Here is an 18,151-nt window from a genome sequence, read left to right as displayed (position 1 = left end):
TTATTCACATGTTATCTAAAAACGTAAAAATCTTTATGTAAGCGTTTTTTAATTCCATTGGGTTTGGACTGTGAAAACCATCTGGATTATAATCTACAAAATCTTTCTTGTTGTTAAGAACTTCAACAAATTTCGCGAATGTTTCAGGGGGAACTTGGTCGTCTTTTCCTCCATGCCATATAAAAATTGGTGGGTCTTTTTTGTCAAGATATGTTATCGGTTCATAAACTATTATTTTTTCTTTTGATTCATAACCTTCTGAAGGAAAAAGGGCATGGCCTGCCTTACTGAATAAGTCAATTTGGTGGTCTACAAAAATCTTTTCTATAACATCCAGTCCATCCACAGGACCTGAAAAGTTGATTATGCCAGTTATTTCAATTCCATCATTTAACTTATTTGGATATTTAACATTGTTTTGAGAAACACCAACATTAGTAGCTATTTGAGCTCCCGCAGAAAAACCTGTTACAATAATGTTATTCAAGTTCAAGTCGTAGACGCTATTATTTGCTTTTAGAAAATTTAAAGCGTTTGTTAAATCTTTAGTAGCAATTGGAATCCCTCTTTTTAATCGGTAATTCATATTTACTACATTTAATCCTTTTTTCAAATAAGGCTCGATGTATCTTTCTTCTTTACTTTTGTCGCTAAAATAGTATGCTCCTCCATGTAGGAAAACAATGGTGTAATTCTTCTTTCCATATGACTTTGCGTTTTTGGAAAGATAGATGTCCATATTCTGTTCGGCATCTGCTCCGTATGAAACATTTTTATTTATTTGATATATGGCCGAAATTTGTTCAGTTGTTTTATCCTGAATAGAAGCCAAATTTTTTGAACAAGATGTTAAAACCAAAAAAGAGAAAATGGTCAACAGGACTGCTGATGTATTCATTAGAGTTTTTTTTAATTACTGGCAACGGTCTTGGCTGTCATACTATAAATTTACCAAAAAGGAATGAAATTCCGAGTAGTAATTTTCAGCTATCATTAACTATAGCCTCGTTTTGTGGTGTTTTTAATTATTCTTCTTCAATAATTCAGTATAATTTGACTTTAAATGCAGGTCCATTTGAGGAAAAGGTATAGCGATCTTGTTTGTAGTAAATTTTTGATTAATAATTCTACGGATATCGCTTTTTACCTTATTTATTCTAAATATATTTTTACTAAAAAACAAAACTTGAAAATCTAATGAGGAATTTCCAAAATTCACTAATCGAGCTTCAGTTAATTCCCGGTCAGATATATCTGGATGCTCAAAGGCACTTTCTTCCAAAATTTTAATAACCAAATCCACATCGCTTCCATAAGCAACCCCAACATCAATTCTAAAGCGAGTTTTTTTTGTCTGGTGGCTCCAGTTTATTACTTTATTAGTTGTAATTAATGAATTTGGAATTATAACAGAAATATCATCTGTGTTTAATCCTTTTGAAGTTCTTATTCCAATACTTTGAATTCTTATCACATCGCCATCTATTTCTAAAACATCATCGATTTTTATAGATTGTTCTGAAAGTAAAATTATTCCTGATATGATATCATTAAATGTTTGCTGTAATCCTAATCCTATCCCAACAAGTAAAGCTGCAGAACCGGCTATTAATACCGTTACTTTAACGCCAATAGTTTCTAAAATAAGCCCGATTGTAATGACCCATATTACATATCTAATGATTTGAAATAGGGCATAAGCACTTCCTTTGTCAAGTTTTTTGAACTTACGCTTCACAAATAGCGCTTTCCTAATTAACCATAATATTAATTTGGTAATTAGAAAAATCAATAGAATAGTCATTAATGTATAAACCCTTATCTTATTTTCACCAATACTAATAAGCTCAAATTCTAAAAATTCCTTTAATGCTTCCATATTTTTTCATTTAAAAACACATAAGTGCATGTATATAATTGGGTAAGTGTTTAAAGCACAAAAGTTAGTGAATAAATAATGATAAATAAAATCCGCGAGAATTTTAGCATTAGGCTATATCCAAGAAATTATTTTTAAAAGTTATGGGCAAGTTATTCTTTAATACACCTAATTCCTGCTCCAATTTGAATTGCTGCATCATCAAATAATATAGTGTTTTGATCAAATAATTGAACCAAAATTCTTCTTTGAGATGGTAAGTTATCGCCAATTAAATCAGAGGTAGCCCAAGTACAAACGCCTTGACCAAAAGTTGGAGTTCCGACAGCGCTAACATAACCATTTGGCAAACCATTAAAACCATATAAATTTGTTCCGCCACCAAAACCTGGAAGCCATCCTGTCTCTGTTTTTAGTACGGTTGCTTCATTGCCTTCATGTCCCTCACTTGCCAAAAACCTTTCTAGCTCCCTAAAATCAGCTTCAGTAGGTATGCGCCATCCTTCTGGCGCTAACTTACCGCTTTCAATTGCAAAATGATTATACATTGCACCATAATAATCAAAAGGTAATTCTTGGTCGACTACATTATTTAAATCTTCAGTAGATGCCCATTGGTAAAATGCTTCTTGGTTATTTAAACTACCCCAATTAATGCCATGTTCTTCAAAAGTATAAAGGGTAATTGGAGAACCATCATTGTATTTTGTTGTTTTGAGATTTTCTAACATCCAAATTTGATTGCCCATTTTAATGGTGTTATAAATATTACCATCGGCATCAGTGACAGTTAATTCAAGCTCTGAGTTTGGTAGGTTGTCATCTTTTGAACATGCAAGACTGAATAATAATAAAAGAATAATATTAAGTCTAATAAATGATTTCATAATTTGTTTTTATATATAACAACTTAATTTGGTTTTTTCCTGAAATTTAATTTTTAATGATTGTCAATCTATTTGTTTATGGAAAGTTACGAGTTTGCGTTCGAGGATTTTCCGACAGAAAATCAGAAGCCAACGAATAAAGGAACTAACCTTGTTTATGGTACAACAAGTAATTAATTTCATATGGTGTAGCCAATTCGTTGTTTTCTCCATTTTTACGGTCTGTTTTTTAGATTCCTATTTAATACCCTGTTTCGATTATTGGTACAAAACATATCTTGGCGGTTTTAAACCGTTTAGTCGCATTGAGACAAGCATTTGTCCTCGGTGATGGGTAATATGGTCGGCAAGTAATAATAAAATCTGTCTTTTTGTTCTGTTCGCTCCAAAATAGTCCAATCTTTCATCAAGTCTATTCGGGTCAAAATTTGAGATGAATTCTATTGTTTTGTCAAAGGTTTCAATGATTTTGTAAATCATTTCTTTTTTTGATTTGTTGTCCACTTTGAGTTCCGTGTCGGTATTCCAGTTTCTGGCTTCACGTCCACCCATTAATGATTGACTATGCCAGTCCATTGCCCAACCGATATGCATTAAATTTTCTGAAAAACTCATTGATTCAGGTGTTGCTTTGAATTCATATTTGTCCTCTGGCATTGTTTCAGCCACAAGAATTAAATATTCTTTCGATTTTTCTAATCGTTCCAAATATTCTTTGATGAAATTATATTCTTGTGCAAATGAGGGTAACATCATTACCGAAGTCAGAATTAATAGATATTTTAAGTTTTTCATTTGGTTCAATTTATTATTTCCGGTGAGTTTTGGTCAATGATTGTCAATGGTTGCTTATAAACGGTCGTTTTATTGCCGTTTATACATTTTTTGGAAAAAGTTTTATGTTAATATCAATTCTTCTTTTAAGATAAAATGTTGTGCAGTCTCCTCATATCTCGATAAAACACGTTTTGCATTGTCTGGGATATATGCAGTATCATATTTTTCGCCAGCAAACAATTTTACAGATTCTAACGAATCAAATTGAAGCACAAGAAAAAACTCCATCTCATCATTCTTTTCCATTGTCGAAATACTGACTTTCTCCAAACCTTCAACACCCTTTCTTTTCACTTCAGGAAACACCTCATTAATAAGCATATTTTCATACTTAGCGGCGTTTTCTAGTGAAGTCCATCCTTTCCAGGTTCTAATGATTTTTTTCTTACTATTCATTTGGTATTAATTGTTGCCAATGTGTTTGTTTATGATTGGTGGCGTGTTTAAGCAACTAATTTAGCAAATACAAACCGAATAGAAAGTCCGCGAGGGCTTTCGTAAGTAGGGAAGTACTAGCAATGAATTATACACGGTGTTAGCCTTTCGTTTTTATTTGTTCTATATTTGATTGTAGCCTCAATACTTTTTCCAGGATCTTTGAATAGGTTTTCAATATAAATGTTCTATCATCTTTCATTTTCCATAAATAACTTAACATCTTTTTTTGATTAGCATCTGTTATATTCAAAGGAAGTTGTATGGATTCTATTTCACCATTTCTATCAAATATCAGGTGGGGTGAAACGTGGTTGTTAATTTCTTTATAATAGTTATCGTAAAAGTTCCCTTCTGGGTCTTGCTCCTCCAACTTTCTAATAAATGAATAATCTTGTTCATATAACTTAATTATTTCAATTCGCAAAGAATCATTTTTAATTAATTCAAGACCTCTTGATTTTAATGATTCATAACCTGATTTGTTTTGGATTGAGATGAAGCCCATGGTTAAATATTTATAATAATATTGAATTGAATCTGTTTGAACTTGCTTGTTAGTAAACATGTCATGATAATATCTACAAGCTTTTAAACCAACTCTATGGAAAAGCATATTAGCTCTTATGTCAATCAAATCTTCATTTAAGCCATTCAAGATTTCTACTAAAATTTTGTTTTCAATATTATTCTCCTTTCTGTTCTGGTTCCAATTATTAATTGATAAGGCAATCAGAATACCAATAACCACAAGCACAATTTCTCCAATAGCATATTTAAAATACTTACCAGTTTTATTTTCCATCAGTAAGTTTTGTCTAATTTTTCTAAAGAATTTTATCATTGGTTAGCTGTTTTTGGTAATGAAGCACAACGTATTTGTGTATGGTTAGTTGCGTGGTTAAGCCTTAAAATTAGCAAACAAATCACAGATAGAAAATTCCAACGGAATTTTCGTAAGTCAGCAGTGACCTAGCTATTAATTATACACGGTGTTAGCTACTGTTATTTTTCATTAAGAAATTCAATAATCGTTTCCGCGAAGTCCATTGAAAAAGGTGCACTCATATGGTCTCCACTTACGAGACTCAATTTACTATTCGGTAATTGTTCTTGTAATTCTTTCGGATTTCCATTATCTAAATCATCATCTCCGCAAATTACCAAAGTCTCCACCTCAATATTATTAAGTTCCGCAATAGTTGTTTCTGGTTGATAGTCCTGTAAATAGCCCATTATTTTGAAGTTCACATCAAGATCTTTTGCAAATTCTACAGCCTCTCTTGTCATGTCATTAGGCTCAGTCCGTCCGGAAAAGACATTTCCAAATTCAATTCGTCTGTGCCAAGTTGGATTCGTAAATCCAATTCCCATTCCCCCAAATACAGCTTTGGTGATGCGCTTATCCTTAGTAACTAAGTTTGCAAGAACAATGGCGCCTCTTGAGTACCCTATAGCCATATATTCATCAGATTGTAAATGGTCAATTAGTGCCATTAAATCTTTTATCTCGGCATTATTTTTATAAGCATTTTCATCAATAGGTTTATCTGAATTTCCATTACCTCTTAAATCTGGTATAATAACTCTGTAGCCTTGTTTAATCAGTTGTTTTTTTAATTCCGATGTTCCCCAATTCCAATTGCCATCGACTATAAAACCATGAATTAGTAAAACTATTTTTCCGTTTCCATGGTCAGAATAAGCAATTTTAATTCCATCAAATGAGATGAAATCTTTCTTCCTTTCTTCTTGTGATTGACAAGAGATTAAGCATAAAATGACTATAAATATTGATTTATATATTCTCATTTTCTATGATTGTGGCTAACGTTTTTGTGTATGATTTCCTTGTGTGTTAGAGCACCTAATTTAACAAATACAAACCGAATAGAAAATCCGCAAGGATTTTTGTAAGTAGACTTGCGCTAGCAATTAATTTTAAACGGTGTTAGCATACGTTTTTTATTCATCTATTTTTTCATAATCAACGCTGGCCTTTGCTATTCCTTCTGGATTTGGATCTAAGTAAAGTTCATAACCTTTTATAAGTTTTACTTTTTTTAATTCACCCTTAAGAATAGAAATTTCTTCAATAATCTTTCCGTCTTGTTGAACTCTGATTGAGAATTGTCTATCTCCAATATTTCTTACTATTGCATAGCAATTTTGTCCAATATAGGGATTAATTGTTCCGTCTTGCCCAGGTCCTTTACCCGTCATTATCATACTCTGTGACGGTTCTAATATGAATTCTGTTTGAGCTGTCACTTCAAATTGTATCAAGAATATTAAAGAGGTGGCTAATATTAATATTTTCATGGTGTAATTATTTTAAATACTGTATTTATAAAATGTGTGCTAACGGTTTGGATATAAATTCGTTGCGAGAAAATCCGCGGGGATTTTCGTAAGTGAGCAAAAAGCAAGCAATTAATTTTGTTCGGTGTTGGCATTTCGCTGTTTTTTATCAGTTTTTGGTCAGTCGTAAACTTTTTTTTCGATTCCCTCGTCAGTTCGTCGCAACAGTTATTTACTGTTTGTCAGTCAAATTTTTCTTGAGTTTTAATTTCGAAAACAAGCTAAAAGTCCGACAAATTAAGTTTTATTTTTCAATCAAAATAGATTGGTAATGGACCATTTTTTCTTGAATATTTGATTGTTTTATCAATTATTTCTCTTTTTTCTAAATCCGTAACTAAAACATTATCAAAAGGTTTTTTCCATTTTTTAATTGAGCTTATATTGGCATAAAATGCAGGAGTCATTGTCCATTCGCCATCAATCAAGATTGATTTATGATTATCGAATTTAATTTCAATTGTACTTCTGAATTGAACACTGATTTCAGTTATTTCCATTTAATATAATTTTCAAAATATTTGCGTTAGGTTTTTTAGCAATGAATGGCAATGGTTTTGTGTATGGTTAGTTGCGTGGATAAGCCCTAAAGTTAGCAAACAAATCATAGATAGAAAATTTCTGCGGCATTTTCGTAAGTCGGCAGTGACCTAGCCATTAATTATTCACGGTGTTGTGCTTTCGTTATTTTTTATTTAGTTGAGTTATATATGCTTCTTTTAATTTTTTGGAAGATTCAGAAATAGTTTTGGAAAATGCCTGTTTTGTTTGCCAGAAATACCCAAATCTTGCTAGTCTGTTAATTAAGAATTTATCCTCAGCTAAATCTATAAAATCATAATCTAGTTTGCTATACATAGAATTTGGATCCAATACTAAAGTTACATGTTTGTCAACTAATTTTGTATCGTTAACTTGATCAGCTATTTGGTCATACATTTTACTAACCGCTTCGAATTGAGATAAGAACTCAAATGTTTTAAATTTTAATTCTTTATTATGGATTAATCCTAATTGACCGGTACTCTCCAATTCTTGAAAAGTTTTAAGTTTCCCCTCTATTCTTACAAATTGAAAAAAGTTGCCTAAAGTAAAATCTAGTGTGTCTTTTCCTTTTTCCGTTAGTGCTCCCTTCCTTAATATGATAACAGATTTACCAATAAAATTAACAAGTTGAGACGCTCTTTCAGCATCATTTTCAAATCTAATGCTAACAGCATCTAATTCATCAGCGAGTTTTTGGTGAAACTCTTCCGATAATCGGTTACTTTTCCGAGTTTCATTCCAATTATTTATCTGAAGCGCGATTAAAATCCCAATAACCACAAGCACAATTTCTCCAATAGCATATTTAAAATACTTACCAGTTTTATTTTCCATCAATAAGTTTTGTCTAATTTTTCTAAAGAATTTTATCATTCTGCAAAATGGTTTTTTAAAATAGCTTTTGTAATTTCTAATATGTTTTTGTGTTGAACTAGGTTTTGATTGTACATTAGCATTTTGGCTAAAAAGACTTCATTAAAGGAAACAATAAAGTTCTTTTCGTCTCTATGCTCTCTTAAATAATCACCCAAAGGACCACCTCCAATAACATGTAGTTTCCCTTTTACAGGATAATTAGCATTGAAACTTTGACTACGCTTTAAATATATTTCCCAGTGGTCATTATGACTGTTTATTGATTTTTGTTGTAGAATATTTAAGTTAGATAAATCTTTAATAAGATCATCACTCAGTATTCCTAACTCTCCTGATTGTACCATCGAATTGTAAGTGATATTGTTAAAACCAGAAAATCCAATTCTAATCGTACCAACAAATTCAGTATATACTATTTTATCTAAAGTGTCTATCGAGGCATTAGATTGCGATAATCTATCATGATAGTTTTTTAAAGTGGCTATCTCTTTTTCTTTAGTTAAAATTCCTTCTTCTAAAGACACAACATCTGCTCTTAAATCACTTTTAATTTGAGATAATTTTAGGGTTCTTGTTTTATTGATTTTATTCTCTTCATTCCAATTGTTGATTCCAAGAGCAATCAAAATTCCAATAACCACAAGAATAATTTCTCCAATGGCATATTTAAAATACTTTCCAGTTTTTCCTTCTGAAAGTAAGTTTTGTCTAATTTTTCTAAAAAATTTTATCATTGGTTATTGGTTGGTCATAATGAATTACAACGGTCTCGTATAACCGTCAGTTACGGGTTAATATGCGTTAATTTTCGGTTTATAACTGGCGTTAGCAATTCCGAGTGGATTCGGACGCAGTCGAATCCGCTCGGAATTGTGGTTATACATTGTTTTGCTTTCGTTATTTTTTCAGCAATTTTTCAATTAGTTCCAATATTTCTCGAGATTTCTCCTTTACTCTTAAATGTCCTCTAATGGTGTTGTCAAACATAAATTTGCGCTGTGTAAGCGAATTAGAAAGACTACTAACTAAAACTTTTTCATTAACGTTATTCCATAAAATCTCATCAACAATATTACCTGTTGGCCCCTTTGAATAACTGAAATGCTGTGCATAATAAGTACTTACATTTTTATAAGTATCTAGATTACTCTCAAATCGTTTTAATTGGTCTTCTTGAATACTATTTAAGTCCATTAACTTATCTATTAAATCTTTATTCAGAAGATTAATATTTCCTGATGATATGATGGTGTTAAAGGTGTTATTTGAATAGTCTCTTTTAACTTTAAAACCATCATCTAATTCGTTTCTTGCTATTTTTATAATGGTATCAATGTTACTGGACGGTTTATAGATTCTTTTTAATAATTTTTCTGTAGTCTTATTATCTTCAAGTTGTATTTCAGTAATACGACTTATATCCAAAGTGTCTTTTTTTAAGTCACTTGCTAGAGAATTCATGTAAATTATTTCCAGCTTTTTATTTTCACTTTCTTGATTCCAATTATTAATCTGTAAAGCAATTAGAATACCAATCACAACAAGTATGATTTCTCCAATGGCATATTTCAGATACTTTCCAGTTTTTCCTTCTGAAAGTAAGTTTTGTCTAATTTTTCTAAAAAATTTTATCATTGGTTATTGGTTGGTCATAATGAAGCACAACGTGTTTAGGTATGGTTAGTTGCGTGTTTAAAGCACCTAATTTAGCAAATACAAACCAAATAGAAAATCCGCAAGGATTTTCAGAAGTAGGCGAGAACAAGCTATTACTTATAGCCATGGTTACACAACGTTTTTAATTTCTTATGGGCTTTTGCCATTTGTTCCAAACTTTACTTAAATCAACACTAGTACTTTTCGACATTATCGATTCAATTTCATTATATTCAAATGCTCTTTTATTGACTTCAGTCCATTTCAATAAACCTAGAATAGCGTCTTTGAATGATTTTACACCTTTTGTCTCTTTCTGTATTAGTACATCAAGGTCATGTGCTAAAAGCGCACCTCTTGAAAATAGGTTTTTGCCTATTCTAAAATCCATAGAATATTGAGTGGAACCTAATATAGATAAATCCTTTAATGATTTATCCTGAATATATTCTGGAGCCTCGTCAATTGTTGAATTAAAAAAATTTAAAATTCTCTTAAAGCCTAATACATTGTAAAAGCTAACGTACCAAATAAAGCCTTCGTTTAACCAAATGGTTTCTATAATTGGTGCTGTTTGCCATTCAAATGGACGATACCCTGTTCCATATGATCGTAAAGGAAGCCACGAATGCCCCATGTGATGAACAATTCCACCAATTCGGGCATTTTCATCATACTCTTTTATTGCATTAGAAATATTTAAGCTGGCCGTCATGCTGTTTAGGTGCTCCATTGAAAAACCATAGCTGTGATGTTCAGATAATGGCTTAAGAAATTCGTAGCACATTGTATAATGTGGCATAGGGATGTAACCGAAATAATCTTCCAGTCCGTTGAGGGACAATAAGCCTCTCCTTCCTATCTCCTCAACACTGATTGGTGTTTCTGCATAAGCTGCCACAAATAGCGGAATTTTGGATTCTTTAACTTGATAGACTTGGACTTCATTCCCTAATAAAAATTGTGCGTCTGCCAGTATATCAAAATTATCAACCTCGTAAGTGTCTACTCCTTTATTTCTATCGATAGCGGGTCTTAAAGTGCTAAAAATTGGCCAATTTTTGTTTGTGTTAATCTTTAAGATTATCCCATTCTTTTGATATCCTTCTATAAAACCAAAAACAGAATAACCCAAAATGCCAAGGTAGTCTTCTCTCATTTTGGAACTTGCAAATGCTCCCAACAAATCCAATTCCATTTTTTTTACATCAACCTCATAACTAATTTTATTTAGCATTTCATCCTTTTCTTCAAAGATGAAATATGAGCCATCTCCAATAAGCCCTTTCAAGGTCTTTCCACTAGTAGAATAACCGTTAACATCACTAACAAATGCCAAATAGTTTGTGAGATCATATGTTCCAGGTCCACTTCTTGGGATTACTAATTTTATGAAATTTGCCTTTAAAGTATCAAATTCCATTTCAATATTGATTTTCCCTGAATTTGTTGTGTGATTAAGCGTATAAACGATGCGGTTTTGTGAAACCGACATGTTAAAGCAAATAATAATTAAAAAGTAAAAGAAGTTGATTTTTTTCATTTTGAAATGTTGTGCATGGTATATTTTCAAAGAGCTTTATATTTTGCTTCTTCGGCTATGTAATAGACCTCTTCTAAAAGCCATTTGCCTTTTATAAAAAGAAAGTGATATTCCCAGTCTGCAATACTATATGGATGATTAGGATCGTTGAAATGGGTTTTTATAATAACTTTTGACTCCTTTGAGTCCGTAGTTACAATTTTTTCATATTCGGGATGATGACTCGATTCTGATCCAAAAGTAATGCCCTGATAATCTTTCTGTGGAATGCAATATTTACGAATGATCTTACGATAATTACGTTCTATCTCGGCATCGTTACTTCCATTTCCCCTATCCGTCCGAAACGCATATTCATTCCATTCATAATAGTCTTTGATAAATGCAAGGGTTAATTCTTCAGGAGTCAAAGAATCTGCTTTTTGGCAGAAGCAGCTTGTGGAAAAGGTAATAATGATAAAAAAAATTGAGTGTTTCATTTGGTTATATTATGCATAACGGTTAGTATATGAAAAGTAGGCGATTTCGAAGCACTAAACTTTCGGTTAAGCACAAAGTTTGAAACGAGTCCAAAGGCTTTATTTTACAACTATTTCGCCTATTTTTTTATATACATTGTTAGCGGTTCGGCTTTATTTTTTTTCTATTCCAAGTTGTAGAAACACTGACTTCCAATTGCTCCGCCACCGTATTCTAAAACAAGTTTTCTATTCACTAAAATATATGTACAACTATCATTATACTGTTCAATCAAGTTATCAGGAATTGGTTGGTCAAAAACGTTAAATGAATACATTCCCATTCCACTTCTTTTAAATCCAATTTTGGTTGGTTCTCCACTTTCAATTTGGATACAGTCAGCTTTATCTAGCTTTTCTTTAAGTGTTTTTAAAGTTTCCCTTGTCCAACCCATTGGTTCAATTAAGCTATCCATTTTCGCAGTATTCGTTTTTAAGTCCCACTCCAAAAACATTGGTCCGTTTGGGTTTCCTGCTGTAGAGTCTAAAGCTTTAATTCCAAATCGCCCCAAAGTATTGTCATTATCAAACTCGATTTCAACAAACCTATTTTTTGGTACTATTTCATTGAAGTATCTTTTAAGTTCATAGATTTCTGTCTTGTTCTTCTCAAAATTTTCCTTTAAGTCAGTAACTGAATAATCTTTATCAAAACCACCGAAAGCTGATACAACCATTAAAGTCCAACCCATAAAAACCAAAATTCCAATTCCGATTACAATTGATATTCCTATAAGTATTTTCTTTAACATTCGTTTCCTGTTTTATTTTTCAGCTGACCGCTAACGGTCTCGGCTATGAGTAGTTGCGTGGTTTAGCGATTAACTTTGCAAGTACACACCAAACTGAAAATCCGTGAGGATTTTCAGAAGTAGGCGATAACAAGCAATTGCTTATAGCCATTGTTGGGCAATCGTACTTTTCTTTTTCTTTTGAGCGTAGGGGCAGAAACACTCTTTGCCAAGCTTGGGTTTGAGCGTTGGCCGGTGTGGCTTGGCAATGTGTGTGGCTGTTGCTTGAGGAAATCTTCATTATTAAGCTTTTGGATTTTTCTTGTACAAAAACTCATTTCTAAAATCAAATAATAGTCGTGAGAAATGAAGTCTATTAGAATTGTTTTTATCAAGTAAAAGCTGATTGATATCAGAATTAATCATAAACCGAAAGTATTTAGGAACATCAAAAAAGTAAATTTCATTATTGATGAGTTTTTTAATGACTTTGATTGAGGAGTTTACATAGATTTCATTAAATCTTTCTATATCACATTGCTGTAAAGGAATTTTTACGGTATTACTTTCATTGTGATGGTCTAATTCAAATTTTGAACTTATGATATTGCCAAAACCAATAGAAGAATTTGATTTGTATATTTTCTTGATATATTCATTTGATTTACAGCTTAATAAAAATATGTCGTGTTGGTCAAAAAAGTAATTTCCCCAAGTAGCATCTAGGAAATACTTTTCATATGTATGACTATCATCAGGTTCATATAATCCTGAAGAACTCCCGTGACCAAGATAAATAATTAATGATTTCCCTTCCAAGTCTCCCAATAGACTTTTTGCACGGTTTATAGATTCTTGTTCTGAATTAAAAGAAAAGTAATAATCTTTGAATTCATCCTCATAAACGCTTAAAAAGTTAGTTGACTTATCTAAAGCGTGAAGGATTAATATTTTGTCATAATTATTCATTCAGTCTAGAATAATGTGAAATGGATAAATCAATAAATTCCTTAATGAATCTTAACCCTCCTATATCTAGGCTATTTGTGTTGAGAATATCTGCAATTCTTTTACCATCAAAATCAGAATTTCCCGTGTTAATTACCATATTTGAATCAAAGGAAAGAACGGAATCTAAAACAACATTTGAAATCGTATTTGATTCTCTAAGTAATGTTTTAATTTCCTGAAAACGCTGATCGTCTCTTCTGCAAAACTTAACCTTTAACTCAATTACCTTACTTATAAAGTTAAGTGCAGGGATTATATCATCAGGTTGATTTTCTAATTCATTTTTTATTTTTCCAATAACATAATCAGAGGCTTTTTTAATGTCAGAAGAATAAACTAAGAAAGTTTTACTTTTCCATTTGTCTTTAATTTCTAAAACATTTTCAATTATATCCCAACCTTTAATTCCTGCAAATCCATCTGTATTATCTGGTATGATGTTCCAATCTGTTATTATTAAGTTGATATTTCTTCCTTTTGATTTTTCTAAAACCTCTGTTTTAAACTTTTCAAACTCAAATTCATTCGTATCAACATTAAAGGAATCATTTGGATTTATAACAATAGGATTAACTTGACATCCTTCAATAGTTATTTTATTGTTATACTGATTTGGAGCATCAGAATCATCATCAAAAACTAAATAATTCAATTCAACTTGACTCATTAGATTACAATTTTAAAACAAGCCCCTTTGAGCTTTACATTATTCCCAATAAAGTCTATGGTTCCCTTTAAACTATTAACTCTTTTTTTGACATCAAACATCCCAATACCTGAGCCTTTCGATTTTGATTCTCGAACACCTAATTCAAAAATTGATTGAGAGTTTTTAACTAAATTTTCAGGCATTCCATCACCATTATCATAGTAATAGATTTCTAATTTATTGCCATTTATTTTAAACTCTACCATAACTTCCTTGGCATTCGCTTTTCTAGAATTTGAAACCAAATTATCTAATATGATATCAATTTCAATCGGGTTTATTAAAACAAATTTATCTATAACATTAACGGTTTTCACTTTTAGACCTTTGAATGAAACAGACAAATCTTCTAGATACTCTGAAATATATTTTGGCAAGTTGACGCGTTGATTAGTAAACTTGTAGTCGAAATTCGACTTAATTATAATTTGAGAAACCTTAATAGCTTTATCAATATTGCTTTTTATTGAATATAATTTGGTCTTAATCTCATCACTGATATTTGATGTAATCAATTCATTGATGTAAGTCGAAGCATTACCAACATATAAATCAATAGAGTGAACAAGCTGTTCAGCATCATCACTAAGTGTTTTTCGGGTAGCGTTTAAATATTGATTTTTTTTAGTTTCAATATTTAATTTATCAGATAAATTCTTGCTCTTTTCTTTTTCTTCTTGAGCTCTTTGTTCTGCCTTAATTTTAGCTAATTCTGCTTCAGCTCTTTCTTTTTCCTTTTTTAAAGTTTCAAGTTCCTCTTTTCTTCTTTTTTCTTCTTCTATCTTTTGTTTTCTTTCAGCTTCTTCTCTTTTCTGTTTTTCTATTTCAGCTTGTTTTTCAGCTTCAATACGCTTTTTGCGTTCTTCTTCTTCACGTTTCTCAGCATCTTCCTTTTCTTTAGCTAGCTTGTTAAAATTATCCTCAGTTAACTTTACTTGGTCTAAAAGAATCTTATCATTCGTTTTTTCTGCTATTTTTTCTAATTCTGCAATAAATTTAGGCTGTACTATATCTAACTTTTCATTTACAAAACTTACCAAGTCTTTATTGTAATCGATAATTTTAATTTCTTTATCATCGCTTAAGGTCTTGATTAGATTTACAAAGTCAATCTTACTCCCAATATTACCTAATGCATCTTCGTAAGTATCCTTATCCTTATCCTGTTTTAATCCCTCTCTTTGCAATTCAGCAATTTCCTCGTTTAAAAAATACTTCTTTCTTTTAAATGCTTCACCCCATAAAACGCCAACCACGTATCTTTCAAGCCTTAAAAATGCCTTTTCATTAAATATATCAAATAGAATCTTTTTTCCGAGAGTGCCTACTAAACCACCATCCCTACTTGAAACTTCTTTGAATTGTTCAAAGTTCTCTGTGGTTAAATCAACTTTTCCGAACAAGTCCCTTGTACCTAAAAAACGATTATACCCTTGTTGTTTTCTGTTATCTAATTCCCAACTATCATCACCAACATTTCCATAAGGCTGTACTCTAAATCCATTTTTAAACAAGAAGACGTTCCCATAATTTGTTGGTTCAATATCCATTAATTTCCCAAAATTAATTTTAGCACTCCTGTTTAAAAAATAAAGATTGATTTCTAAATCATCTATTATTGATTTATAATTATTAGGTTCCTCTATATGATAAATTAGTGTACCTCTGTCTATAATTTTGGTTGTAATTGTATCATCTTTTAAGCTTAAATCAATTTGAGTAGTTTTAATGTCAAGTACCTTAAGGATACTGTTATCAATCACACCATTGATTTTTCTATTATTTCCGGAATCTTTATCTACTTCAATAAATTCCTCTGCTACAATTTCAATTTTAAATGAGTTTACCTTTGAAAAGGGATTGATTAATTTTTCAAGTGACCTTCTCAATTCTAGAAGTTTTCCCTTGTCCCAGGTTGAGTTGAGATTTTTTATTTTTAGTATTGTTCCGTAAGTTTTTTTTTGAGGAAAAATATTCTCATTCCCAATTTCTTCAAATGGAATTTCAATTGAACCGAAGCTTTGTTGGGCATCCTTTTCAAATTCACGCCAATCCACATTTACTTTATACGTAATGTTGGAATTGATTTTGGAAGTTATTAATTCAAGATCTTCGCCTAATCTATCGCAGGAAAAACGCCCGACACCTTTTGCTCCTGCATAAAACCTTCTCGACTTTAGATTATTTAAATGCGAATCCCGTTTTAAATCATTATCTTCTGTATTATCTTTTTTCGCTGAATAAGCAACTGCAAACCATTTCTTTTCCAAATCATCTTTAGACATCCCTTTTCCATTATCAGAAATGATAATTTCGTTTTTGCTAAAAGAAATCTTTACATAATCAGCATACGCATCATAAGAATTTTTTACGAGCTCATAGATTGCAATGAAATCATCAGTAATTAAATCTCTACCAATGATGTTTTTCATCCCAGTTTTAACATCAAATTTTAGTTTACCCTTATCCATTTAAAACTGAGTTTAAAATTAATCCAGCTTGCTCGCCAAAAAGTGGGGGAATTGCATTTCCAATTTGTGAATATCTTGGAACTTCTTGAGTTCTTCTTTTACCTCCAGTAGTGTATTTTCCTTTAAACTCATACCAATCATTAAAGGATTGTATTCTTGCATATTCACGGACTGTAAAAATTCTAGGCTCACAATAGTGAATATAATCGTCTGGCAAAGTTGTTATTGTTGGGGTAGGTGTTTGACCTGATAACGGAATTACCGTCCTCTTTTTAAGATTAAACCTTTCTTTTAATTCGTTTGAAAGTGTTTTATTCTTTTCGGCATTTTGGAGAATAAACTCAAATTTTCTTAATGTGTCCTCGCTGTGTTTTGCAAATCTGTGACTGTCTGGAATTTTTGAATCAACTTCACCTCTAAGTAATTTTTGATATTTTGATTGAATGGGATTGTAAAGACCTGCTGTGAATGATTTTGTATCGGGAGAAACAACTTCATTAATTTTTAGCAAGTCTGAAATAGCATCCTCCAACGAATTTGTTAACCCAATTCCTTTTTTAATTAAAAATGTCTCTTTTTGCTTTTGGATTTTTTCAAAAAAACCGTTTGGCGTTACTTGATTGGCAATATCCTTTCTAACACCAACTAAAATAAATCTTGTTCTTTTTTGCGGAATGCCAAACTCTGAGAAATCAATCAGTTTGCCCTCAACTTTATAACCCTGAAAATCGCCTTTTGGAGAATCGTATTCAAGTGCATTAGTAACGTATTCAGAATAGATTTTTCCCTTGATTTTGTTTTTGTCAAACTTCTGTGTAAAACCCTTTACATTCTCAAAAAAGATAACCTTAGGTTGAACCAGTCTGATAAATTTGATGTATGACTTAATTAATTCATTCCTTGAATCTCCTTCAATTCTTCGTCCTGCTGTTGAAAATCCCTGGCAAGGTGGACCACCTGCGACAAGGTCGATTTCACCTCTTAGTGATTTTAAATTGTCCTTATGATTTTTAATTACTTCATTGATGTCGTGATTTTGTTTTGGCAACCATTTTGGCCATTCAAAATGATTTTTTTTCTCAATCAAGTTATATTTTAGCGTTTCAAAAGCGTCTGGACTTTTTTCAACAGCAAATTTTCCTTTCCATAATCCAGAATTATACAATCCTAGAGAAAGTCCACCGCAACCTGCGAAAAGGTCTATGTATGTTTTCTTGCTAGTCATTGTTAGTTTTTGTTGGATTTAAAAGTTCTCGAATGTCAATCTCTAATGCAAGAGCAATTTTGTGTAAGTTCTCTAACGATGGTTGTCTTGCGTTTGAACACCACTGAGATATGGTTGATTCATCTTTCCCAAGTTGTTCAGCTAACCACTTGTTTTTTCTTCTCGTCTCTGCTAGAGCGACCTTGATTCTATTTATTTCAATATTTGTCAAGATGTTTTTGTTTTACGCAAAGATATTAACATATTTGGAATAAAATTTACTTTTTTTATGTCTTTCTGTCGAGCGTTGGCAAAAAACAGCTCTTTTGGTTTTTTCAGCGTTGGCTTTCGTGTCGGCAAAAACCAAATGTGCTGTTTGTGCGGTGGGCTTTTTGTATGTTGCCCAACGGTTTTGTGTATGGCTCGTTGCGGAAAATCAGCTATGATTATCCGCCATGTCCGAAAGATAGCAAATTGCAATGAATTC

General features: G+C 31.6%; 22 protein-coding genes. All 22 read right to left on the bottom strand.

Features of this window, described 5'->3' with window-relative positions; all coding sequences use genetic code 11:
* Positions 1-4 precede the first annotated feature (4 nt).
* Entirely contained in the window at positions 5-898 is an 894-nt protein-coding gene (locus ABD963_RS09640; protein WP_345276761.1) for an alpha/beta hydrolase fold domain-containing protein, read from the bottom strand.
* A gap of 123 nt (positions 899-1,021) precedes the next feature.
* Positions 1,022-1,879, bottom strand: a complete 858-nt coding sequence (locus ABD963_RS09635) for a mechanosensitive ion channel family protein (RefSeq protein WP_345276760.1) — start codon at positions 1,877-1,879, stop codon at positions 1,022-1,024.
* Between the two features lie 152 nt (positions 1,880-2,031).
* On the bottom strand, positions 2,032-2,766 hold the full coding sequence (locus ABD963_RS09630) for a fibrobacter succinogenes major paralogous domain-containing protein (protein ID WP_345276759.1): 735 nt from the start codon (positions 2,764-2,766) through the stop codon (positions 2,032-2,034).
* 258 nt (positions 2,767-3,024) lie between these two features.
* On the bottom strand, positions 3,025-3,561 hold the full coding sequence (locus tag ABD963_RS09625) for a DinB family protein (protein WP_345276758.1): 537 nt from the start codon (positions 3,559-3,561) through the stop codon (positions 3,025-3,027).
* A gap of 102 nt (positions 3,562-3,663) precedes the next feature.
* A complete protein-coding gene (locus ABD963_RS09620; protein WP_345276757.1) occupies positions 3,664-3,999 on the bottom strand; it encodes an antibiotic biosynthesis monooxygenase in 336 nt (111 codons plus the stop codon).
* Between the two features lie 139 nt (positions 4,000-4,138).
* Positions 4,139-4,882, bottom strand: coding sequence for a DUF6090 family protein (locus tag ABD963_RS09615; protein ID WP_345276756.1), 744 nt, complete (start codon positions 4,880-4,882; stop codon positions 4,139-4,141).
* Positions 4,883-5,043: 161 nt separating this feature from the next.
* A complete protein-coding gene (locus ABD963_RS09610; RefSeq protein ID WP_345276755.1) occupies positions 5,044-5,850 on the bottom strand; it encodes an alpha/beta fold hydrolase in 807 nt (268 codons plus the stop codon).
* Positions 5,851-6,003: 153 nt separating this feature from the next.
* Positions 6,004-6,360, bottom strand: coding sequence for a hypothetical protein (locus ABD963_RS09605; RefSeq protein ID WP_345276754.1), 357 nt, complete (start codon positions 6,358-6,360; stop codon positions 6,004-6,006).
* Positions 6,361-6,650: 290 nt separating this feature from the next.
* Positions 6,651-6,899 carry a hypothetical protein gene (locus tag ABD963_RS09600; protein WP_345276753.1) on the bottom strand — a complete coding sequence of 83 codons (249 nt, stop codon included), beginning with the start codon at positions 6,897-6,899 and terminating at the stop codon, positions 6,651-6,653.
* A 184-nt stretch (positions 6,900-7,083) separates the two neighbouring features.
* A complete protein-coding gene (locus tag ABD963_RS09595; protein WP_345276752.1) occupies positions 7,084-7,818 on the bottom strand; it encodes a DUF6090 family protein in 735 nt (244 codons plus the stop codon).
* Positions 7,815-8,555, bottom strand: a complete 741-nt coding sequence (locus tag ABD963_RS09590) for a DUF6090 family protein (protein ID WP_345276751.1) — start codon at positions 8,553-8,555, stop codon at positions 7,815-7,817. Before ABD963_RS09590 ends, ABD963_RS09595 begins: the two co-directional genes overlap by 4 nt.
* A gap of 163 nt (positions 8,556-8,718) precedes the next feature.
* Positions 8,719-9,456, bottom strand: a complete 738-nt coding sequence (locus ABD963_RS09585; RefSeq protein WP_345276750.1) for a DUF6090 family protein — start codon at positions 9,454-9,456, stop codon at positions 8,719-8,721.
* A complete protein-coding gene (locus ABD963_RS09580; RefSeq protein WP_345276749.1) occupies positions 9,440-9,604 on the bottom strand; it encodes a hypothetical protein in 165 nt (54 codons plus the stop codon). Before ABD963_RS09580 ends, ABD963_RS09585 begins: the two co-directional genes overlap by 17 nt.
* A gap of 15 nt (positions 9,605-9,619) precedes the next feature.
* Positions 9,620-11,020, bottom strand: coding sequence for a M61 family metallopeptidase (locus tag ABD963_RS09575; protein ID WP_345276748.1), 1,401 nt, complete (start codon positions 11,018-11,020; stop codon positions 9,620-9,622).
* Between the two features lie 26 nt (positions 11,021-11,046).
* On the bottom strand, positions 11,047-11,499 hold the full coding sequence (locus ABD963_RS09570) for a hypothetical protein (protein ID WP_345276747.1): 453 nt from the start codon (positions 11,497-11,499) through the stop codon (positions 11,047-11,049).
* Positions 11,500-11,663: 164 nt separating this feature from the next.
* Positions 11,664-12,290 (bottom strand): hypothetical protein, encoded by a 627-nt coding sequence (locus ABD963_RS09565; RefSeq protein ID WP_345276746.1) that lies wholly within the window; start codon positions 12,288-12,290, stop codon positions 11,664-11,666.
* Between the two features lie 282 nt (positions 12,291-12,572).
* Complete coding sequence (locus ABD963_RS09560) at positions 12,573-13,238, bottom strand: hypothetical protein (RefSeq protein WP_345276745.1); 666 nt, start codon at positions 13,236-13,238, stop codon at positions 12,573-12,575.
* A complete protein-coding gene (locus ABD963_RS09555) occupies positions 13,231-13,947 on the bottom strand; it encodes a hypothetical protein (RefSeq protein ID WP_345276744.1) in 717 nt (238 codons plus the stop codon). Before ABD963_RS09555 ends, ABD963_RS09560 begins: the two co-directional genes overlap by 8 nt.
* Positions 13,947-16,460: an ATP-binding protein gene (locus tag ABD963_RS09550; RefSeq protein ID WP_345276743.1), complete on the bottom strand. Its 2,514-nt coding sequence runs from the start codon at positions 16,458-16,460 to the stop codon at positions 13,947-13,949. The genes ABD963_RS09555 and ABD963_RS09550 overlap by 1 nt, the downstream gene beginning before the upstream one ends.
* The gene (locus tag ABD963_RS09545; protein ID WP_345276742.1) at positions 16,453-17,685 is read right to left on the bottom strand and encodes a DNA cytosine methyltransferase; all 1,233 of its coding nucleotides are present in this window, start codon (positions 17,683-17,685) and stop codon (positions 16,453-16,455) included. Before ABD963_RS09545 ends, ABD963_RS09550 begins: the two co-directional genes overlap by 8 nt.
* Positions 17,678-17,896 carry a helix-turn-helix transcriptional regulator gene (locus tag ABD963_RS09540; protein WP_345276741.1) on the bottom strand — a complete coding sequence of 73 codons (219 nt, stop codon included), beginning with the start codon at positions 17,894-17,896 and terminating at the stop codon, positions 17,678-17,680. Before ABD963_RS09540 ends, ABD963_RS09545 begins: the two co-directional genes overlap by 8 nt.
* On the bottom strand, positions 17,893-18,151 hold a 259-nt coding region (locus ABD963_RS09535; RefSeq protein WP_345276740.1), incomplete at its 5' end, for a hypothetical protein. The genes ABD963_RS09535 and ABD963_RS09540, both read right to left, overlap by 4 nt.

It is taken from the genome of Litoribaculum gwangyangense (genome assembly GCF_039543505.1).
Lineage (GTDB): Bacteria > Bacteroidota > Bacteroidia > Flavobacteriales > Flavobacteriaceae > Litoribaculum > Litoribaculum gwangyangense.
Note: the sequence above shows the minus strand (reverse complement) of the source record. Positions and strands in the feature narration are given on the sequence as shown.

What these genes read in the sequence shown, in the direction of transcription:
- ABD963_RS09640 (WP_345276761.1), bottom strand. Translation starts at nt 898, where the DNA reads ATGAATACATCAGCAGTCCTGTTGACCATTTTCTCTTTTTTGGTTTTA.
- ABD963_RS09635 (WP_345276760.1), bottom strand. Translation starts at nt 1,879, where the DNA reads ATGGAAGCATTAAAGGAATTTTTAGAATTTGAGCTTATTAGTATTGGT.
- ABD963_RS09630 (WP_345276759.1), bottom strand. Translation starts at nt 2,766, where the DNA reads ATGAAATCATTTATTAGACTTAATATTATTCTTTTATTATTATTCAGT.
- ABD963_RS09625 (WP_345276758.1), bottom strand. Translation starts at nt 3,561, where the DNA reads ATGAAAAACTTAAAATATCTATTAATTCTGACTTCGGTAATGATGTTA.
- ABD963_RS09620 (WP_345276757.1), bottom strand. Translation starts at nt 3,999, where the DNA reads ATGAATAGTAAGAAAAAAATCATTAGAACCTGGAAAGGATGGACTTCA.
- ABD963_RS09615 (WP_345276756.1), bottom strand. Translation starts at nt 4,882, where the DNA reads ATGATAAAATTCTTTAGAAAAATTAGACAAAACTTACTGATGGAAAAT.
- ABD963_RS09610 (WP_345276755.1), bottom strand. Translation starts at nt 5,850, where the DNA reads ATGAGAATATATAAATCAATATTTATAGTCATTTTATGCTTAATCTCT.
- ABD963_RS09605 (WP_345276754.1), bottom strand. Translation starts at nt 6,360, where the DNA reads ATGAAAATATTAATATTAGCCACCTCTTTAATATTCTTGATACAATTT.
- ABD963_RS09600 (WP_345276753.1), bottom strand. Translation starts at nt 6,899, where the DNA reads ATGGAAATAACTGAAATCAGTGTTCAATTCAGAAGTACAATTGAAATT.
- ABD963_RS09595 (WP_345276752.1), bottom strand. Translation starts at nt 7,818, where the DNA reads ATGATAAAATTCTTTAGAAAAATTAGACAAAACTTATTGATGGAAAAT.
- ABD963_RS09590 (WP_345276751.1), bottom strand. Translation starts at nt 8,555, where the DNA reads ATGATAAAATTTTTTAGAAAAATTAGACAAAACTTACTTTCAGAAGGA.
- ABD963_RS09585 (WP_345276750.1), bottom strand. Translation starts at nt 9,456, where the DNA reads ATGATAAAATTTTTTAGAAAAATTAGACAAAACTTACTTTCAGAAGGA.
- ABD963_RS09580 (WP_345276749.1), bottom strand. Translation starts at nt 9,604, where the DNA reads ATGGCTATAAGTAATAGCTTGTTCTCGCCTACTTCTGAAAATCCTTGC.
- ABD963_RS09575 (WP_345276748.1), bottom strand. Translation starts at nt 11,020, where the DNA reads ATGAAAAAAATCAACTTCTTTTACTTTTTAATTATTATTTGCTTTAAC.
- ABD963_RS09570 (WP_345276747.1), bottom strand. Translation starts at nt 11,499, where the DNA reads ATGAAACACTCAATTTTTTTTATCATTATTACCTTTTCCACAAGCTGC.
- ABD963_RS09565 (WP_345276746.1), bottom strand. Translation starts at nt 12,290, where the DNA reads ATGTTAAAGAAAATACTTATAGGAATATCAATTGTAATCGGAATTGGA.
- ABD963_RS09560 (WP_345276745.1), bottom strand. Translation starts at nt 13,238, where the DNA reads ATGAATAATTATGACAAAATATTAATCCTTCACGCTTTAGATAAGTCA.
- ABD963_RS09555 (WP_345276744.1), bottom strand. Translation starts at nt 13,947, where the DNA reads ATGAGTCAAGTTGAATTGAATTATTTAGTTTTTGATGATGATTCTGAT.
- ABD963_RS09550 (WP_345276743.1), bottom strand. Translation starts at nt 16,460, where the DNA reads ATGGATAAGGGTAAACTAAAATTTGATGTTAAAACTGGGATGAAAAAC.
- ABD963_RS09545 (WP_345276742.1), bottom strand. Translation starts at nt 17,685, where the DNA reads ATGACTAGCAAGAAAACATACATAGACCTTTTCGCAGGTTGCGGTGGA.